This is a genomic window from bacterium, from assembly GCA_016873475.1.
In the GTDB taxonomy this organism is placed as follows: Bacteria; Krumholzibacteriota; Krumholzibacteriia; order JACNKJ01; family JACNKJ01; genus VGXI01.
The window spans coordinates 13776-33114 of the sequence record VGXI01000012.1 but is presented as its reverse complement, the minus strand read 5'-3'; the positions used below and the strand labels follow the sequence as shown (position 1 = coordinate 33114).

Here is a 19339-nt window from a genome sequence, read left to right as displayed (position 1 = left end):
CGTGATCGCCGCCGTCAGCGTCGTCTTGCCGTGATCCACGTGGCCAATCGTCCCCACGTTCACGTGCGGCTTGGTACGCTCGAACTTCTCCTTCGCCATGACGCGTCAACCTCCTCTGGGGGGCGCTCAGGCCCCGAAACCGACGAAACGGCTTGCGATGTTCCTTGGCACTGCTTCGAAGTGGGAAAACTGCATCGTGTAGACCGCGCGCCCCTGGCTGAGCGAGCGCAGCTGGGTCATGTAGCCAAACATCTCGGCGAGCGGCACCGCCGCCGTCACCACCTGGGTGTCCAGGCGCGGCAGCATGCCCTCTACGCGGCCGCGGCGCGCGTTGATGTCGCCGACGATCTCCCCCGTGAAGTCGCCGGGCGTGACCACCTCGACGGTCATCACGGGCTCGAGCAGGATGGGCTCGGCCCGCAGCGCCGCCTCGCGGAAGGCGATCGCCGTCGCCGCCTGGAACGCGAGCGCATTGGACTCGAGCTCGTGGTGGCTGCCGCCGAGCAGCGTCACCCGGCAGTCCACCATCTCGTAGCCCGCCAGCACGCCCGAGCTCATCGCGGCGCGGGCGCTGCTCTCGACCGCCGCCGCATACTCGCCCGGCAGCTCGCCGGGGGCCGCGGCGTTCGCGAAGACGAAGCCGGCCCCGCGCCCGGCGGGCTCGATCGCCAGCCTGACGTGGGCGAAGACGCCCTTGCCGGCGAGCTGGCGCTGGTAGCGGTGCTCGGACTCGCCCCGCGCCGACACGGATTCCTTGTAGACCACCTGGGGCTTGCCGACATTGGCCGCCACGTTGAACTCGCGCACCATGCGATCGCGCAGGATCTCCAGGTGCAGCTCGCCCATGCCGGCGATCAGGGTCTGGCCCGTCTCGCGGTCCACGCGGACCTGGAAGGTCGGATCCTCCTCGGCGAGACGCTCGAGGGCGAGCTTGAGCTTCTCCTCGTCCGCCTTGGTCTTGGGCTCGATGGCGATGTCGATGACCGGCTCCGGGAAGACCATCGCCTCCAGCACGAGCGGGTGCGCCACGTCGGTGAGGGTGTCGCCCGTGCGCACGGACTTGAGGCCGACCGCGGCGACGATCTCGCCCGCGGTGGCCTGCGGCACCTCTTCCCGCTTGTTGGCGTGCATGCGCAGGAGGCGTCCCATGCGCTCCTTCTTTCCCGTGCTCGCGTTCAGCGCCATCTCGCCGGCCTTCAGGGTCCCGCTGTAGACCCGGAAGAAAGTCAGTTTCCCCGCGAAGGCGTCGCTGGCGATCTTGAAGGCCAGCGCCGCGAAAGGGGCCTTGGGATCGGGCTTTCGGCTGCCCTGGCCCTTGCCCCCCGGCAGCTCCCCCGCCACCGCGGGCAGGTCCAGCGGGCTCGGCAGGTAATCGACGATGCCGTCGAGCAGCCGCTGGACGCCCTTGTTCTTGAAGGCCGACCCCGCGAAGACGGGCACCAGCCCGCTCTCCAGGGTTGCCTTCCGAATCGCCCGGTTGAGCAGCGCCGCCGAGACGTCCTGCCCGCCCAGGTAGGCTTCGGCCAGTTCATCGTCGAACTCGGCCGCCACTCCGATCAGCCGCTCGCGGGCCGCCTCGGCCTCCGCGCGCAGCTCGGCGGGGATCGCCACCGCCTCGTAGCGCTGCCCGAGGCTCTCCTCGTCGTAGCGCAGCGCTTCCATCGCCACGAGGTCGATCAGGCCGCGGAAGCGCTCCTCGCTCCCCCAAGGCAGGGTCACCGGCACGCCGTTGGCCCCCAGCCGCGTCCTGATCGCCTCCACCACCGCCGCGAAATCCGCCCCCACCCGGTCCATCTTGTTGACGAAGGCCAGTCTCGGCACCCGGTAGCGATCCGCCTGGCGCCAGACCGTCTCCGACTGGGGCTCCACGCCGCCCACGGCGCAGAAGACGGCGATCATCCCGTCCAACACTCTCAGGCTGCGCTCGACTTCCACCGTGAAGTCGACATGCCCGGGCGTGTCGATGATGTTGATCCGGTGCTCCCGCCAGTAGCAGGTGGTCGCGGCCGAGGTGATCGTGATCCCCCGCTCCCGCTCCTGTTCCATCCAGTCCATGGTCGCGGCGCCGTCGTGCACCTCGCCCATGCGGTGGATGATGCCTGCGTAGTAGAGAATCCGCTCCGTCGTCGTGGTCTTGCCGGCATCGATATGCGCCGCGATGCCGATGTTGCGTATCCGCTCTAGCGAATCCCCACTGCTCATGGCAGAAAACCGAATACCCCTCCTGAGATCTCGAACGCGCGACGACTGCAGCTCAAGATCTCAGGAGGGGTATCCTTCCACAGGACCCGGACCTGCAGGCATCGTCCGCCGGCGATTGGGACCCCTGATGCGAGGGATCCGCGTCGACCGCCGCCGTCGGCTATGTCGAGATCTCGCTTGCTCCTAACCTAGTACCGGAAGTGGGCGAAGGCCTTGTTGGCCTCGGCCATCCGGTGCGTGTCCTCGCGCTTCTTGATCGACGGCCCTTCCTTGCGGTAGGCCGCCAGGAGCTCCGCGGCCAGCCGCTCGGCCATCGTGTGATCGGGCCGGCTGCGGGCGAACTGCAGCAGCCAGCGCATCCCCAAGGCGGTGCGCCGGTTCGGGCGCACCTCGACGGGCACCTGGTAGTTGGCGCCGCCGATGCGGCGACTCGTCACCTCGAGGTGGGGCTTCACGTTGTTGAGGGCCGTGGTGAAGACCTCCAGCCCCTTCTTGCCGGAGCGCTCCTCGATGATGTCCATCGACGCGTAGAAGATGGACTCGGCGGTGCTCTTCTTGCCGCCGCGCATCATGTAGTTGATGAACTGCGAGACCGTGGCGCTGCTGAAGCGCGGGTCGGGCGTGGTCTCGCGGTTGATCTTGATCTTGCGACGCATGGTCCTCGCCGTCCTCTTACTTGGGCCGCTTGGCGCCGTACTTGGAGCGCCGCTGGTGACGGCCCTCGACACCGCTGGTGTCGAGGGTGCCGCGCACGATGTGGTAGCGCACGCCCGGCAGGTCCTTCACGCGGCCGCCGCGGATGAGCACGATCGAGTGCTCCTGCAGGTTGTGACCCTCGCCCGGGATGTAGGCCGTGACCTCGATGCCATTGGTCAGGCGCACGCGGGCCACCTTGCGCAGGGCCGAATTCGGCTTCTTCGGGGTCGTCGTGTAGACACGGGTGCAGACCCCCCGCTTCTGCGGGCAGGACTGCAAGGCCGGCGACTTGCTCTTCTTGGCGACGACCTTCCGGCCCTTGCGGATCAGCTGGTTCAGCGTCGGCACGCTCGCACTCCTCGTACTCCGGCGGGCTCGGCCGCCGAGTCCGAACTGCAACTCGTTGTTGCGCTTATGCTTAGGAAGTCAGATCGCTCGCGCTAGCGGCGCACAAGCAAGAACGCCAATCTACACGAACGGCCAGAGCTTGTCAAGCAAAGGGCGCTTTTTTCCCTTGTCAACGCGGGGCTTAGCCTCCCCGTCGGCGGCCCCCCGGGGGCGGGCGCGGCGCGCCCACCCCGCCGGGCGATCTAGATCTCCTCGTCCTCCGGGTCGCCCCCGCCGCCGGCCATGGCCTCCGCCTCGCCGCTGTCCTCCGGGAAGAGCATCAGCCCCTCCTCCATCAGACTCTGCGCCTGCTGCTCGGCCTTGCTGGCGGCGGCGGCCATCGCCTCCTCCTCCAGCGCCTTGCGGACGGCGACCTCGGACTGCAAGGCGCGCAGCTCGTCCTCGGCGACCTTCAGCTCCTCGTACTCCTTGCGGCCCGTGCCGGCCGGGATCAGCCGGCCCATGATCACGTTCTCCTTGAGACCGTAGAGGTAGTCCGTCTTGCCGTGGATCGCGGCCTCGGTGAGCACCCGCGTGGTCTCCTGGAAGCTGGCTGCGGAGATGAAGCTCTCCGTGGTCAGCGAGGCCTTCGTGATGCCCAGCAGCAGCGGCCGGTAGGTGGCCGCGTTGCCGCCCGTGCTGACGACCCGCTCGTTCTCCTCCTGGAACTCGGCGCGCTCCACCTGATCGCCCTCGAGGAAGCGGGTGTCGCCCGGGTCCTCCACCTGCACCTTGCGCAGCATCTGGCGCACGATCGTCTCGATGTGCTTGTCGTTGATGCCCACGCCCTGCAGGCGGTAGACCTCCTGGATCTCGTTGACGAGGTAGGCCTGCGCGGCCTGCACGCCCTTGATGCTCAGGATATCGAAGGGATTGATCGGGCCCTCGGTCAAGCGGTCGCCGGCGGCCACCTCGTCCCCGTCGTGAACGCGCATGTGCTTGCCCTGGGGGATCAGGTACTCCTCCTGGGTATCCGCGTCCCGCTTGATCGTCACGCGGCGCATGCCGCGCGTGACGCCGCCGATCTCGACGGCGCCGTCGATGGCGGTCACGATCGCGGCGTCCTTCGGCTTGCGGACCTCGAAGAGGTCGACGACGCGCGGCAGACCGCCCGTGATGTCGCCCGTGTGGCCGAGGTCCTTGGGCACCTTGACGATGCTCGTGCCCGCGGGCACCGACTCGCCGTCCTTCACGTGGAGGATGGCGTTCGTCGGCACGAAGAACTTCTCGAGGACCTTGCCGTCCTTGTTGACGATCTTGACCTCGGGGTGCAGCTCCTTCTGGAGGTCCTCGGTGATGACCGCCTGCCGGCGGCCCTTCTCGTCGGTCTCCTCCTTGAGCGTGCGGCCCTCCTCGATGTCGATGAACTGGATGTCGCCCTTGCGCGTGTTGACGATCGGCTCCGCGTAGGGGTCCCAGGTGAAGAGGATCTCGCCCTGCTTGACGAGCGAGCCGCTCTTCACATCGAGGACGGCGCCGTAAGGGGCCTGGAAGTGGGCGCGGATGCGCTCCTTCGTGCCCTCCTGCACCTTGACGATGAGCTCGCCCTTGTGGCCGATCACCACCTGCTTGCCCTCGGCATTCTTGATGCTGCGCACGTTGATCAGCTCGACTTCCGCATCGCAGGGGGCCAGCTTGGCCGTCGCCTCGGCGATGCGGCCGGCGATGCCGCCGACGTGGAAGGTGCGCAGCGTGAGCTGCGTGCCCGGCTCGCCGATCGACTGGGCGGCGATGACGCCTACCGCGTCGCCGATGTCCACGAGCGCGCCCGAGGAGAGGTTGCGGCCGTAGCACTTGACGCAGACGCCGCGGCGCGTCTCGCAGGTGAGCACCGAGCGGATCTTCACCATCTCGACGCCCTTGAGCTCGATCAGCTTGGCGTTGGTCTCGTCGATCAGGGTGCCGGCCTCGATCAGCAGCTCGCCCGTGAGCGGGTCGATGATGTCGTCCGCCGTGAAGCGGCCGAGGATGCGGTCCATCAGGCTCTCGATGACGTCGCCGCTCTCCTCGAGCGCGCGCATGTCGAGGCCGCGGATGGTGCCGCAGTCCCGCTCGGTGATGATGACGTCCTGGGCGACGTCGACCAGGCGGCGGGTCAGGTAGCCAGCGTCAGCGGTCTTGAGTGCCGTATCGGCCAGACCCTTGCGGGCGCCGTGCGTCGAGATGAAGTACTGCAGCACGGTGAGCCCTTCGCGGAAGTTGCTCTTGATCGGCTGCTCGATGATCTCGCCCACCTGGCCGGTCATCTTCTTCTGCGGCTTCGCCATCAGGCCGCGCATGCCAGAAAGCTGGCTGATCTGGTCGCGGCTACCGCGGGAGCCCGAGTGGGCCATCATGTAGACCGGGTTGAAGCCCTGGCGATCCGCCTCGATCGCCACCATCATCGAGTCGGCGACGGCGTCGCGCGCCGTCGTCCAGCGGTCGATGACGCGGTTGTAGCGCTCGCCCTGGGAGATCTTCTTGCTCTCGAACTCGAGCAGGATGCGGTTCACGTCCTTCTCGGCCTCAGCGAGGATCTTCGCCTTGTCGGCCGGGATGAGGAGGTCGTCGATGCCGATCGTGATCCCACCCAGGGTGGCGTACTTGAAGCCGAGGTCCTTCAGCTCGTCGACGAAGTACACCGTCTTCTCGCCGCCCAGCTCGAGGTGGCTGCGCTGGACGAGCGCGCTGAGCGTGCGCTTGTCCATGACGTCGTTGATGTAGCCGAGCTCCTTGGGCACGCTCTTGTTGAAGATGACGCGGCCCGGCGTCGTCTCCAGCCAGCCGCCCTGCCAGCGCACCTTGACCAACGCGTGCAGGGCGACGACGCCGTGGTCGAGCGCCTGCGTCACCTCGGCGAGGTTGTTGAAGTGCAGACCTTCCCCGCGCGCGCCCCGCCGGCCCTTCGTCAGGTAGTAGCAGCCCAGCACCTGCTCCTGGTGCGGCGTCGCCACCGGCTTGCCGTTCGAGGGCAGCAGCAGGTTGTTGGCCGAGAGCATCAGCACGCGGCTCTCGAGCTGCGCCTCGAAGGAGAGCGGCACGTGCACGGCCATCTGATCGCCGTCGAAGTCCGCGTTGAAGGCCTGGCAGACCAGCGGGTGCAGACGGATCGCCTTGCCCTCGACGAGCACCGGCTGGAAAGCCTGGATGCCCAGCCGGTGCAGGGTGGGGGCACGATTGAGCAGCACCGGGTGGTCCTTGATGATCTCCTCGAGAATGTCCCAGACCTCGGGCCGCTCGCGCTCGACGAGCTTCTTGGCGCTCTTGACGGTCTGCACGTAGCCCTTCTCCTCCAGCTTGCGGATGATGAAGGGCTTGAACAGCTCCAGGGCCATGCTCTTGGGCAGTCCGCACTCGTGCAGCTTCAGCTCCGGGCCGACGACGATCACCGAGCGGCCGCTGTAGTCGACGCGCTTGCCCAGCAGGTTCTGGCGGAAGCGGCCCTGCTTGCCCTTGAGCATGTCGCTCAGGCTTTTCAGCGGCCGGTTGCCGTGACCGCGCACGGCGCGGCTGCGGCGGCTGTTGTCGAAGAGGGCGTCGACGGCCTCCTGGAGCATGCGCTTCTCGTTGCGCAGGATGACCTCGGGCGCCTTGATCTCCATCAGCTTCTTCAGGCGGTTGTTGCGGTTGATGATGCGCCGGTAGAGGTCGTTGAGGTCGCTGGTCGCGAAGCGGCCGCCCTCGAGCGGCACCAGCGGGCGCAGGTCCGGCGGCAGCACGGGCACGACGTGGAGGACCATCCACTCCGGCTTGTTGCCGCCCGAATTGCGGAAGGCCTCGACGACGCGCAGGCGCTTGAGCGCCTCCTGCTTGCGCTGCTGCGAGGTCTCGGTGGCGATCTGGTCGCGCAGCTCGATGGACAGCTCGTCCAGGTGCAGCTTGTGCAGGAGGTTCTCGATCGCCTCGGCGCCCATCTTGGCCTCGAACTCGAAGCCCTCGTCGAGGAGATCGTAGTAGCGCTCCTCGCTGATCAGCTCGTGCTCGGCCAGCGTCGTGTTGCCCGGATCGATCACCAGGTAGGACTCGTAGTAGATGATCCGCTCGAGGTCCTTGATCGTCATGCCGAGCAGGTGGCCGATGCGGCTGGGCAGACCCTTGAAGAACCAGATGTGCGCGACCGGCACTGCCAGCTCGATGTGCCCCATGCGCTCGCGGCGCACGCGCGAGAGCGTGACCTCGACGCCGCAGCGGTCGCAGATGACGCCGCGGTAGCGGATCCGCTTGTACTTGCCGCAGGCGCACTCCCAGTCCTTGACCGGCCCGAAGATCTTCTCGCAGAAGAGGCCGTTCTTCTCGGGCTTGAAGGAGCGGTAGTTGATCGTCTCCGGCTTGGTGACCTCGCCGAAGCTCCACTGGCGGATCGCCTCCGGGCTCGCGAGCGAGATCTTGATCGCCTTGAAATCCGGCGTTTCGGTCTCCCGATGGCGGAAGCTGAGGAACACGCTAACCTCCTGCCGGCGCGCTGCGCGCCGGGCGGCTGGACATCAAGTCGACGAGCTGGCCGTATCGAGTTGGACGTCGAGACAGAGCGCCTGCAGCTCCTTGACGAGCACGTTGAAAGACTCGGGCACGCCCGGCTTGGCGGGATTCTCGCCCTTGACGATCGCCTCGTAGATGGCGCTGCGGCCCGCCACGTCATCGCTCTTGACCGTGAGCAGCTCCTGCAGCGTGTGCGCGGCGCCGTAGGCCTCCAGGGCCCAGACCTCCATCTCGCCGAAGCGCTGGCCGCCGAACTGGGCCTTGCCGCCCAGCGGCTGCTGGGTGACGAGGCTGTAGGGGCCGATGCTCCGCGCGTGGATCTTGTCGTCGACGAGATGCGAGAGCTTCATCATGTAGATGTAGCCGACCATCACGCGCTCGTGGAAGGGCTCGCCCGTGCGGCCGTCGTAGAGGACGGTCTTGCCGTCTCCGTCGAGGCCGGCCTCGCGGAGGGCGGCCTTCACCTCGCGCTCGACGGCGCCATTGAAGACCTCGGTCTGGGCATGGAAGCCGAGCACCTTGGCCGCCCAGCCGAGGTGCGTCTCCAGCACCTGGCCGACGTTCATGCGGCTGGGCACGCCCAGCGGGTTGAGCACGATCTCGACCGGCGTGCCATCCGGCAGGTAGGGCATGTCCTCCTCGGGGAGGATCTTGGCGATGACGCCCTTGTTGCCGTGACGGCCGGCCATCTTGTCGCCCACCGACAGCTTGCGCTTGCGCGCGACGAGCACCTTGACGAGCTGGATCACGCCGGGCGGCAGCTCGTCGCCCATCTCGACGCGCTCCTTCTCCTTCTCCAGCTCCTGGTCCACCTTCTGGAGCGCGCGCGCGGCGGCGTCCATCAGACGCTTGATCTTCTTGTCGGTGGCGAGGTCCTTGACGATGGGCAGGCCCCAGTGCAGGCCGTCGAGGTCCAGCTCCGCCAGCAACGCCTCGTTGATCTTGCGGCCGTCGCGCAGGACGACCTCGCCCGTCTCCGCGTTGACGAGCTTCTGGCTGGTCTGGCCGATCATCAGCTCGCGCAGGCGGCCGTCGCGCAGGCCGAGGATGCGCTTGCGCTCCTCCTTGGCCCGGCGGCGCAGGCGCTCGACGCGCCGCTTCTCCTCCATGCGCGTGCTGTCGCCGCGCTCCTTGCGGGAGAAGACCTTGACGTCGACGACGATGCCGTCCATGCCCGGCGGCGCCTTCAGGCTGGCGTTGCGGACGTCGCCGGCCTTGTCGCCGAAGATGGCGCGCAGCAGGCGCTCCTCCGGGGAGAGCTCGGTCTCGCCCTTGGGCGTGACCTTGCCGACCAGGATGTCGCCCGGCTTCACGCGGGCGCCGACGCGGATGATCCCGTGCTCGTCGAGGTTCTTCAGCGAGTCCTCGCCGACGTTCGGCAGCTCGCGCGTGATCTCCTCGCGGCCCGCCTTGATCTCCCGCACCTGGCACTCGAACTCCTCGATGTGGATCGAGGTGAAGCTGTCGTCCTTGACCAGGCGCTCGCTGAGGAGGATGGCGTCCTCGTAGTTGTAGCCGCCCCAGGGCATGAAGGCGACGAGCGTGTTGACGCCCAGCGCCAGCTCGCCCCCCGCGGTGGCCGGGCCGTCGGCCAGCACCTGGTCGGCACGCACCTTGTCGCCGACCTTCACGATCGACTTCTGGTTCACGCAGGTGTCCTGGTTCGAGCGGTGGAACTTCTGCAGGTTGTAGACGTCCTGCCCCTCGAACTCGGAGAAGTCCTCGAGGTCGGTGGCGCGCCCGCGCGCCGGCTGCACGATGATGCGCTCGCCGGTCACGCTGACGACGCTGCCCGCGCGCCGCGCGATGACGATCGCCTGGCTGTCGCGCGCGATGCGCTCCTCCATGCCGGTGCCCACGAAGGGCGGCTCGCAGCGCAGGAGCGGCACGGCCTGGCGCTGCATGTTGCAGCCCATCAGGGCGCGGTTCGCGTCGTCGTGCTCGAGGAAGGGAATCAGGCTCGCCGCCGCGCTCACGAGCTGCGCGGGCGCGATGTCCATGAAGTCCACTTCCTCCGGGCGGGACATCGGGAACTCGCCCTTGTTGCGCGAGAGCACCTCGGGGCTGACGAAACGGCCGCGGCCGTCCAGCGGTGCGTTCGCCTGCGCGATCACCGCCCGGTCCTCCTCGTCGGCGCTCAGATACACGATCTCGTCCGTGACGCGCCCGGTGTCCACCTTGCGGTAGGGCGTCTCCAGGAAGCCGAAGGGGTTGATGCGCGCGTAGGTGGACAGGCTGGTGATGAGACCGATGTTCGGGCCTTCCGGCGTCTCGATCGGGCACATGCGGCCGTAGTGCGTGTAGTGCACGTCACGCACCTCGAAGCCGGCGCGCTCGCGCGTGAGGCCGCCGGGGCCGAGGGCGGACAGGCGGCGCTTGTGCGTCAGCTCCGAGAGCGGGTTGGTCTGGTCCATGAACTGCGAGAGCTGGCTGCTGCCGAAGAAGGACTGGATCACCGCGCTGATCGTGCGCGCGTTGACCAGGTCGCCCGGCGTGATGCTCTCGCCATCTTGGAGAGCCATCCGCTCCCGGATGATGCGCGCCATGCGCGAGAGGCCGAGGCTGAACTGGTTGCTCAGCAGCTCGCCCACCGAGCGCACGCGGCGGTTGCCGAGGTGGTCGATGTCGTCGACGTGGCCCTGCTCGGCCTTGATGTCGAGCAGGTAGGCGATCACCGCCACGAAGTCCGTCGGCGTCAGCACGGTGGTCGTGATCGGCACCTTGAGGCCGAGCCGCGTGTTCATCTTGTAGCGGCCGACGCCGGCGAGGTCGTAGCGCTTCTCGTTGAAGAAGAGGCGGTCGAGCAGGGCGCGCGCCGTTTCCATGTTCGGCGGATCGCCGGGACGCAGCAGGTTGTAGATGTACTTGAGCGCGTCCTCTTCCGACTTGGTCGGGTCCTTGGCGATCGTGTTCAGGATGATGTTGCCGTGCACGTCTTCGGCGCGCGCCAGCACCTCGACGTCGTAGACCTTCGCCTGGCGCATCACCGTCAGCAGCGCCTCGGTGAGCGTCGTGCCGGCCTCGGCGATGATCTCGCCCGTCTCCGGGTTGACCACCGGCGCGACGAGGATGCGGTCGATCGCCTCGGTGTCCGACTTGGCCGGCCGCTTGGCGAGGTTGATCGCCTCACCGGTGCAGAAGGCCTTGAGCAGGCGGGCGTCGCTGGCGAAGCCGATCGCGCGCAGCAGGGTCGTCACCGGCAGCTTCTTCTTGCGGTCGATGTGGACGAACATCGTGTCGTTGATGTCCGTCGTGAACTCCACCCAGGATCCGCGGTAGGGGATGATGCGGGCGCTGAACAGGCGCTTGCCGTTGGGGTGGACGCTGTCGCTGAAGAAGACGCCGGGCGAGCGGTGCAGCTGGCTGACGATCACGCGCTCGGCGCCGTTGATGATGAAGGTGCCCTTGCTGGTGATCAGGGGCAGCTCGCCCAGGTAGACCTCGGCCTCGACGATGTCCTTCACCCGCCGCTCGCCCTCGACTTCCTCGGCCTCCTTGACGATGAGGCGCAGCTTGGCCTTCAGCGGGGCGACGAAGGTGAGGTCGCGCTCCTGGCACTCGTCGACGGAGTACTTCGGCTCGCCGACCGCGTACTCGAGATACTCGAGGATGAAGTCGCCCCGGCTCGACTCGATCGGGAAGATCGAGTGGAAGACGCCCTCCAGCCCCTTGTTCTCCCGCTGGCGCGGCGGCATCCGCGTCTGCAGGAAATCCTCGAAGCTCGCGATCTGGACCTCGAGCAGGTCGGGGATGTCGATCACCGGCTGGATCTTGGCGTAGTCGCGCTTCGGCAGCTGAGTGGGAACACTCACGAGCGGCCTCCCGAGAGCAGGATGGGAAAAGACAGACCGGTGCCCGGGGTGCGCCTGCGCGCCGGGCACCGATCAGAGCTGCGAACGGGCGTGCGGGTGGGCAAGCTACTTGAGCTCAACCACACCTCCGACTTCCTCGAGCTGAGCCTTCATGCTCATCGCCTCTTCCTTGGAGACGCCCTCCTTGACGGGCTTCGGCGCGCCGTCGACGAGGTCCTTCGCCTCCTTCAGGCCGAGGCCGGTGAGGGCCCGAACGACCTTGATGACCTGGATCTTCTTGTCTCCGGCGGTGCTGAGGATGACGTCGAACTCCGTCTTCTCCTCGACCTCGGCAGCCGCGGCGGCGCCGGCGCCGGGCATGGCGGCCATCGCCATCATCGGTGCGGCGGCGGTCACACCGAACTTCTCCTCGAGCGCCTTGACCAGGGTGGAGAGCTCGAGCACGGTGAGCTCGGAAACCTGGCTGACGATCTGGTCGACCTTCTGCGACATGACTGACTCCTGTGTTATCCGAACGAATGCCGGGTGTTGCGGTCTGGCGCCCGCCCTCAGGCGGCCGCGCCCTTCTGCTTGGCGATCTGGTCCAGAGCATTGACCAGTCCCGCGATGGTCGCGTTCAGCGTGCGCACCAGACTGCCGAGCGGGGCCTGCACGGTCCCGACGACCTGGGCGAGCAGCTGCTCGCGACCCGGCAGGTCGGCCAGCGCCTGCACACCGGCGGCGTCGACGACCTGCCCATCCACGAACCCGGCCTTCAGCTCGAGCTTTCCAAACTCCTTGGCGTATTCCTTGAGCACGCGGGCTGGGGCGACCAGATCCTCGCTGTAGGCGATGGCGGTCGGCCCCCCGAAATGCGTGCCCAACGCTTCCTTTGCGGTCCCCTCCACGGCGCGGTTCACCAGGGTGTTCTTGACGACGCGAAACTTGACGCCAGAAGCCCGGCAACGCCGGCGCAGCTCGGAGATCTCCTCGACGTTGATTCCCGAAAAGTCGCTCAGGACGATGGTGGCGGCGGACTGCAGATCCTCCGTCAGCGTGTCGACGAGGGCGACTTTCTTCGGACTGGGCATGGTGCCCCTCCTGATCTCAAGCGGTGACTAGCTGAGAGCACCCAGCTCGGCCTCGTCCAACTTCACGGCCGGGCCATGGGTCGAACAGAGGTAGGCCGAGCGCAGGTACTTGCCCTTCGCCGACGCGGGCTTGACGCGAAACAGCTCGTGGATGAGCGTACGCACGTTCTCCTCGAGCTGAGGGCCCTGGAAGGAGACCTTGCCGACGGGGACGTGGATGTTCGATCCCTTGTCGATGCGGTACTCCACCTTGCCCGCCTTCACCTCCCGAACGGCCTTGGCCACGTCGGTCGTGACCGTGCCGCTCTTCGGGTTCGGCATGAGGCCGCGCGGACCGAGAATCTTGCCCAGCTTGCCCACGTCCTTCATCATGTCCGGCGTCGTAATGATGACGTCGGTGTCGGCCCAGCCGCCCTGGATCTTCTCCAGGTATTCGTCGGCGCCGACGAGATCGGCGCCGGCGGCCTTGGCGGCCTCGGCATGCTCGCCCTTGACGAGGGCCAGCACCCGGACCGTGCGGCCGGTGCCGTTGGGCAGGACGACGGTGCCGCGGACCATCTGGTCCGCGTGCCGGGGGTTGACGCCCAACCGCGCGGAGACCTCCACCGTCTCGTCGTACTTGGCCTTGGCCATCTGCTTGACCAAACCCACCGCCGCAGCGATGGAGTACGCCGCGTCCGACGGCCGGAGCGAAGCGGCTTCGCGGTAGTTCTTCCCACGGTTCATCGTAAAGTCCTCACGATCAGCTCAGCAGCAATGCGAACGGTTGATGTCGAAGAGGGCTATCGGGACCGGGAGCTGGAGAAGCTTGCCTTCCCCCTCGCTGGAAGGCCCAGGCACCCCGGCGATCGAAGGCTAACCCTTGACCGCGATCCCCATGCTGCGGGCGGTGCCCGCGATCATGGCGATCGCCGCGTCGATGTCCGCGGCGTTCAGGTCCGGCGCCTTCAATTCGGCGATCTCGCGAACCTGGGCGGGAGTGACCTTGCCGACCTTGTTGCGGTTGGGCTCTCCCGACCCCTTCTCGAGCTTGGCGGCCCGCATGAGAAGCACCGCCGCCGGCGGCGTCTTCGTGATGAAGGTGAAACTGCGGTCGCCATAGACGGTGATGACGACAGGGATGACCATGCCCTGCGCGTTCTGCGTCTGGGCGTTGAACGCCTTGCAGAACTCCATGATGTTCACCTGGTGCTGACCCAGGGCGGGCCCGACGGGCGGCGCCGGGTTGGCTTGCGCGCCCTTGATCTGGATCTTCACCTGCGCAACGATCTTCTTCTTGGTCTTGGCCATTGCCTCTGCTCCTGCGCCCTGCGGCGCGCCTGGGCGGCGGTGCCGCGGGTCTAGATGGGCTCCACCTGAAGGAAGTCCAGCTCCACGGGCGTCTCGCGCCCGAAGATGGTCACCATGACCTTCAGGGTCCCGCGCTCCTCGTTGACGTCGTCGACGACGCCGTTGAACTCGCTGAAGGGCCCGTCGATGACGTGGATGTGGTCTCCCACCCGGTAGGGAATCTCGGTGACCCTGTGCTCCTGGGGCCGCTCGATCCGGCCGAGGATGCGGTCCACCTCGTGGGGCCTGAGGGGCACCGGGCGCTTGCTGCTGTCGCGCGGGTCGAGCCCGACGAAGCGCGTCACGCCGCTGATCTGGTTGACGAGGTGGTAGGCCTCGTCGCTCATCTCCATCTCGACGAGGATGTAGCTGGGGAAGTACTTGCGGCTCGAGACCGTCTTCTTCCCCTGCTTCATCTCGGTCACTTCTTCGGTGGGGACGAGGACCTGCCCGAACTTGTCCTCGAGTCCCTCCACCTGGACGCGCTTGAGCAGGTTGCTGCGCACCTTGTTCTCGTGGCCCGAATAGGTGTGCACGGCGTACCACTTCAGGCGCGGATTGCGGGCGCCGGCCGCCTCGGCCGTCGCCGGCGCCTGAGCAGAGGTCTCCGCCTCGGGCAGCTCGGGCGCCTCGGTCGGGGCCGCCCCCGCCTGGAAGGGATTCACGACGGGCTCGTGGGCCTCGCCCGCTGCCGCCGCGCTCTCCCCTGGCTTGTGCTCTTCCCGCATGGCTCGCTCTTCTCGTCGGGCTAGCTGAGGAGTCGGATCAGACCGCTGAGCCCCGAATCGAGGATGCGGTCGATGACGAAGATGAAGGCCGTGACGATGATCGAGGCGACGATCACCACCAGCGTGCTCTCCTTGAGCTCGTCGCGGGTGGGCCAGGTCACCTTGCCCATCTCCAGCCAGACTTCCCGCAGATAGGTCCGAATCCGCTCGATCATCGCTTGCTCGCCTTTCTCACCTACCGAGACCCGCCCCCGCTCAGGCAGGCCAGGAGGGACTCGAACCCCCAACCCTCGGTTTTGGAGACCGATGCTCTACCATTAGAGCTACTGGCCTGTGGGAACCCTACCGGGCTTCCTTGAACATCGTGTGCTTCCGGTCGCGCGGGCAGTACTTCTTCTGCTCGATGCGGTCGGGGTGCAGACGCTTGTTCTTCATCGTCGTGTACCAGGTCTTCTTGCACTCGCTGCAGCGCAGCTTGATGATCTCTCGCATGTCGGTTCCCCCTGGGCCCCATCGCCGCCCCCGTGCGGAGGCGGCGCCGCGGCAGGACTACTCGTAGATCTTGGTCACGACGCCGGCGCCGACGGTCCGGCCGCCCTCGCGGATGGCGAAGCGCAGGTTCTCCTCCATCGCGATCGGCGTGATCAGCTCGATCTTCATCTTGATGTTGTCGCCCGGCATCACCATCTCCGTCCCCTCCGGCAGCTCCGCCACCCCCGTCACGTCCGTCGTCCGGAAGTAGAACTGCGGCCGGTACCCGTTGAAGAACGGCGTGTGACGGCCCCCCTCCTCCTTCGTCATTTTGTAGACCTCGCCCTCGAACTTCGTGTGCGGCGTCACGCTCCCCGGCGCCGCCAGCACCATCCCCCGCTCCAGGTCTTCCTTGTTGATCCCCCGCAGCAGCAGCCCCACGTTGTCCCCCGCCTGCGCGTCGTCCAGGATCTTCCGGAACATCTCCACCCCCGTCACCGTCGTCGACATCGTGTCGCGGATCCCGATCCGCTCCACCTTGTCGCCCACCTTCACCTTCCCCCGCTCAACGCGACCCGTCCCCACCGTCCCCCGGCCCGTGATCGAGAACACGTCCTCGATCGGCATCAGGAACGGCTTGTCCGTCTCCCGCACCGGCTCCGGAACGAAACTGTCGATCGCCTCGATCAGCTCGTCGATGCACTTCTGGTCCGCCTCGTTGCCCGGATTCTCCATCGCCCGCAGCGCGCTGCCACGGATGATCGGCGTCTCGTCCCCAGGAAAGTTGTACTCCGTCAACAGCTCCCGGATCTCCAGCTCCACCAGGTCCAGGAGCTCCGGATCGTCCACCATGTCCACCTTGTTCATGAAGACCAGCATGCTCGGCACGTTCACCTGCCGCGCCAAGAGCACGTGCTCGCGCGTCTGCGGCATCGGGCCGTCCGCCGCGCTCACCACCAGAACCGCCCCGTCCATCTGCGCCGCACCCGTGATCATGTTCTTCACGTAGTCCGCGTGACCCGGACAGTCCACGTGCGCGTAGTGCCGCTTCACCGACTGGTACTCCACGTGCGCCGTCGCGATCGTGATCCCCCGCTCCCGCTCCTCCGGCGCCTTGTCGATCTGATCGAAGGGCGTGAACACCGCCAGCTTCTTCTGAGCCTGCCGCTGCGTGATCGCCGCCGTCAGCGTCGTCTTGCCGTGATCCACGTGGCCAATCGTCCCCACGTTCACGTGCGGCTTGGTACGCTCGAACTTCTCCTTCGCCATTGTGAATCAACCTCCTGACGGCACTGTGGCCTTGCTCGACTCAAACGGCAGCTGCCGTGCGGCTCGGTGAGGAGCCCAGAATCGGAATCGAACCGACGACCTCATCCTTACCAAGGATGTGCTCTACCGACTGAGCTATCTGGGCGCGCGATCCCGGTACGGAGCGGGAAACGGGATTCGAACCCGCGACCCTCAGCTTGGAAGGCTGATGCTCTAGCCAGCTGAGCTATTCCCGCCTAAACACAGCCCGGCCTGCACCGGCGTCTGTCGGGTGGAGGGGGGAGGATTCGAACCTCCGAAGGCGTCGCCGACAGTTTTACAGACTGTTCCCTTTGGCCGCTCGGGAACCCCTCCGCATCCGACCGAGGAGCTGGTGAGAGGACTTGAACCCCCAACCCCCTCATTACAAGTGAGGCGCTCTACCGATTGAGCTACACCAGCCTCGGCGGCAGGCCCTCTGCGCAGGTGGGCACGCAATCCAGCCGGCTGCCCCTGCTCGCGCACAGGGAGACCCAGCTGGCCTGCATTGGTCGAATGATGAGAGTGGTTCGCCGCCCGTTTGTGCAGAGAAATTGCCGAAGCGGCATGATAGGCGCGTAACCCCGGATTGTCAAGGGCTTTCTGGCTGCGGCCCCCGGGGGACGGGCCCCCTTGTCGCCGGTCAGAGCGGCCGGAGCTGGGAGCCCTCGGGCCCGTCCAGGACCTGGTAGCCGGCCGCCTGGATCGCCCCCCGGAGGCGGTCCGCCTCCGCCCAGTTCCGGGCGGCTCGCGCCGCGTCGCGGGCCGCCTGGAGTTCGAGCACCCCCGGTGCAATGGCCAGCCGGCGCTCCCGCGGCAGCCCCTCCCGGAAGAGCCCGAGGACGCCGGCCATCGTCGCCAGGGCGTCCCGGGCCGCCGCCAGCGCCGCCCCGTCCGCCCGCAGACCGGGGTCGTCCTCGTCGGCCAGGCGGTTGAACTCCCGCACCAGCTCGAAGAGGTGGCCGAGGGCGCCCCCGCTGTTGAAATCGTCGTCCATCGCCTCCCGCCAGCGCTCCAGGGCCTGGGCGGCGGCCCGGGCCAGGGCGGCGCTGGCCGGGGAGCTGGCCTCGAGGGCCGTCGGCGCCGCGGCGAGGCGCTCGTGCAGGGCCAGGCTGAACTCGCGGATCCGGTCCAGGCCGCCCTTGGCCCGCTCGAGCTGGACGGGCTCGAACTCCGCCCGGCTGCGGAAGTGCGTGGAGAGCAGGTAGAAGCGAATCACCTCGGGGTCCCAGGTTTCGAGCAGCTCGGCCACGGAGGTGTAGTTGCCCAGGCTCTTGGACATCTTCTCTCCGCCCACGGTCACCAGGCCATTGTGCAGCCAGAAGTTGACGAAAGGCTGCCCGCTCGCCGCCTCCGACTGGGCCCGCTCGTTCTCGTGGTGGGGGAACTTCAGATCCAGGCCGCCGCCGTGGAAGTCCAGGGTCTGGCCGCAGTACTTGGTGGACATCGCCGAGCACTCGATGTGCCAGCCCGGCCGGCCCCAGCCCCAGGGGCTCGCGAAGCCCGGCTCTTCCCGGGGCACCTTCTTCCAGAGGGCGAAGTCCAGCTCGTCGCGCTTGCCTTCGGCCACCTCGACGCGGACGCCGCTGTAGAGCTCGTCCACGCGCCGGCCCGAGAGCCGGCCGTAGTCCGCGTAGGAGCGCACGTCGAAGTAGACGGCATCGACGGCATCGTAGGCGTGCCCGCGCCCGATCAGCTCCTGGATCAGCACCAGCATCTCGGGGATGTGCTCGGTGGCCCGGGGGAAGACCGTCGCGTCCAGGATGTTCAGCGCCCGCGCCTGCTCCTTATAGAGGTCGATGTTCCGCTGGGCGATGGCCGTGTAGGGCAGGCCCTCCTCGGCCGCGCGCGCCAGGATCTTCTCGTCGATATCGGTGAAGTTCTGCACGAGCGTCACCGAGTAGCCGGAGAACTCCAGATAGCGGCGAACCATGTCCCCCGTGAGCGCCGCGAGCATGTGACCCAGGTGCGGCTCGCCCTGCACCGTCATCCCGCAGACGTACATGCCCACCTTGCCCGGCACCACCGGCGTGAAGGGGAGCTTCGCCTTGCGGATGGGGTCGTAGACGCGCAGGGCCATCGTGGTCTCCTAGTGGGCGGGGCGGCCGCTCGGCCCGTCGCCGGGCGCAAGCGCGCGCACGGCGGCGACCAGCGCGGCGGCCACCGCCGGGTCGACGGGGTTGCCGGTCTGCCGGCCCTGCTTGACCGCCGTGCCGACCAGGGCCCCGGCAGCCCGAGCGAGCAGGCGCGGCGCGTTCTCGGCGTCGAGGCCGCTGCCGACGAGGATCGGCAGGCCGGGGAAGCGCTCCGCGAGGCGCTCGACCAGCGTCCCCTCCGGCGCGCTCCCGGTCGCCCGACCCGAGACGAGCAGGGCATCCGCCCCCGCTCGTTCCACGAGGTCCTCGGCCTGGTGCAGGGGGTCCCGATGCGCCCCCATCACGGCGTGCTTCACGTCGACATCGGCGAAGATCCGCACGCTGCTCTCCAGGGCGCGGCGCAGGCGCAGGATGGCGGCCGCCCGCCCCTCGAGCGTGCCCTGGTCGCTCAGCGAGACGCCGCTGAGCACGTTGACCCGGATGAAATCGGCCTCGGCGGCCTGGGCTACGGCGAGGGCGGCCTCGCCGTCGTTGCGCAGGACGTTCACGCCCAAGGCCAGGCCGGGCTGGTCCAGGCGCAGGGCCCGCGCGAGCCGGGTCATCGCGGCCACGGTTTCCGGCCCCACGCGATCGGGCCAGAAGGGCCGGTCGCCGAAGTTCTCGACCACCAGGCCGTCGAAGCCGGCCCGGGCATAGGCGCGGGCATCCCGCAGCGCCCGCGCCTCGATGGCCTCGAGGCTCAGGCGGCTCTCCGGGCTGCCCGGCAGGGCCGGCAGGTGGATGACGCCATAGAGGGCCTTCAC

General features: G+C 67.8%; 15 protein-coding genes, 5 tRNA genes and 1 pseudogene. All 21 read right to left on the bottom strand.

Translation table 11 applies throughout. From position 1 onward, the window contains the following. Positions 1–99, bottom strand: a 99-nt coding sequence (locus tag FJ251_02370; GenBank protein MBM4116571.1) for an elongation factor Tu, incomplete at its 3' end; no start/stop codon positions are given. Positions 100–126: 27 nt separating this feature from the next. Then, positions 127–2202 carry an elongation factor G gene (fusA, locus tag FJ251_02365; GenBank protein MBM4116570.1) on the bottom strand — a complete coding sequence of 692 codons (2076 nt, stop codon included), beginning with the start codon at positions 2200–2202 and terminating at the stop codon, positions 127–129. 188 nt (positions 2203–2390) lie between these two features. After that, the gene (rpsG, locus tag FJ251_02360) at positions 2391–2858 is read right to left on the bottom strand and encodes a 30S ribosomal protein S7 (protein MBM4116569.1); all 468 of its coding nucleotides are present in this window, start codon (positions 2856–2858) and stop codon (positions 2391–2393) included. 16 nt (positions 2859–2874) lie between these two features. Beyond that, complete coding sequence (locus tag FJ251_02355) at positions 2875–3246, bottom strand: 30S ribosomal protein S12 (GenBank protein ID MBM4116568.1); 372 nt, start codon at positions 3244–3246, stop codon at positions 2875–2877. 434 nt (positions 3247–3680) lie between these two features. Further along, a pseudogene (rpoC, locus tag FJ251_02350) lies at positions 3681–7706 on the bottom strand (DNA-directed RNA polymerase subunit beta'). Between the two features lie 42 nt (positions 7707–7748). Continuing rightward, positions 7749–11555 (bottom strand): DNA-directed RNA polymerase subunit beta, encoded by a 3807-nt coding sequence (gene rpoB, locus FJ251_02345; GenBank protein ID MBM4116567.1) that lies wholly within the window; start codon positions 11553–11555, stop codon positions 7749–7751. A 105-nt stretch (positions 11556–11660) separates the two neighbouring features. After that, positions 11661–12047 carry a 50S ribosomal protein L7/L12 gene (locus FJ251_02340; GenBank protein ID MBM4116566.1) on the bottom strand — a complete coding sequence of 129 codons (387 nt, stop codon included), beginning with the start codon at positions 12045–12047 and terminating at the stop codon, positions 11661–11663. A 56-nt stretch (positions 12048–12103) separates the two neighbouring features. Further along, on the bottom strand, positions 12104–12625 hold the full coding sequence (locus FJ251_02335) for a 50S ribosomal protein L10 (GenBank protein MBM4116565.1): 522 nt from the start codon (positions 12623–12625) through the stop codon (positions 12104–12106). A gap of 27 nt (positions 12626–12652) precedes the next feature. Next, complete coding sequence (locus FJ251_02330) at positions 12653–13351, bottom strand: 50S ribosomal protein L1 (GenBank protein ID MBM4116564.1); 699 nt, start codon at positions 13349–13351, stop codon at positions 12653–12655. Between the two features lie 129 nt (positions 13352–13480). Continuing rightward, the gene (rplK, locus tag FJ251_02325) at positions 13481–13915 is read right to left on the bottom strand and encodes a 50S ribosomal protein L11 (GenBank protein ID MBM4116563.1); all 435 of its coding nucleotides are present in this window, start codon (positions 13913–13915) and stop codon (positions 13481–13483) included. 50 nt (positions 13916–13965) lie between these two features. Beyond that, positions 13966–14682: a transcription termination/antitermination factor NusG gene (gene nusG / locus FJ251_02320; GenBank protein ID MBM4116562.1), complete on the bottom strand. Its 717-nt coding sequence runs from the start codon at positions 14680–14682 to the stop codon at positions 13966–13968. 20 nt (positions 14683–14702) lie between these two features. Further along, positions 14703–14897, bottom strand: a complete 195-nt coding sequence (gene secE / locus FJ251_02315) for a preprotein translocase subunit SecE (GenBank protein ID MBM4116561.1) — start codon at positions 14895–14897, stop codon at positions 14703–14705. 42 nt (positions 14898–14939) lie between these two features. Then, positions 14940–15015: transfer RNA gene (locus FJ251_02310), tRNA-Trp, on the bottom strand. A 9-nt stretch (positions 15016–15024) separates the two neighbouring features. Then, on the bottom strand, positions 15025–15174 hold the full coding sequence (rpmG, locus tag FJ251_02305; protein MBM4116560.1) for a 50S ribosomal protein L33: 150 nt from the start codon (positions 15172–15174) through the stop codon (positions 15025–15027). 57 nt (positions 15175–15231) lie between these two features. Further along, a complete protein-coding gene (tuf, locus tag FJ251_02300) occupies positions 15232–16422 on the bottom strand; it encodes an elongation factor Tu (protein MBM4116559.1) in 1191 nt (396 codons plus the stop codon). 69 nt (positions 16423–16491) lie between these two features. After that, positions 16492–16567 (bottom strand) — tRNA-Thr (locus FJ251_02295). Positions 16568–16581: 14 nt separating this feature from the next. Then, positions 16582–16658 (bottom strand) — tRNA-Gly (locus tag FJ251_02290). Positions 16659–16691: 33 nt separating this feature from the next. After that, positions 16692–16776: transfer RNA gene (locus tag FJ251_02285), tRNA-Tyr, on the bottom strand. A gap of 11 nt (positions 16777–16787) precedes the next feature. Continuing rightward, a tRNA-Thr gene (locus FJ251_02280) sits at positions 16788–16863 on the bottom strand. A 220-nt stretch (positions 16864–17083) separates the two neighbouring features. Beyond that, positions 17084–18520 (bottom strand): cysteine--tRNA ligase, encoded by a 1437-nt coding sequence (locus FJ251_02275; GenBank protein MBM4116558.1) that lies wholly within the window; start codon positions 18518–18520, stop codon positions 17084–17086. 9 nt (positions 18521–18529) lie between these two features. Then, positions 18530–19339, bottom strand: a complete 810-nt coding sequence (locus tag FJ251_02270) for a BtpA/SgcQ family protein (GenBank protein ID MBM4116557.1) — start codon at positions 19337–19339, stop codon at positions 18530–18532.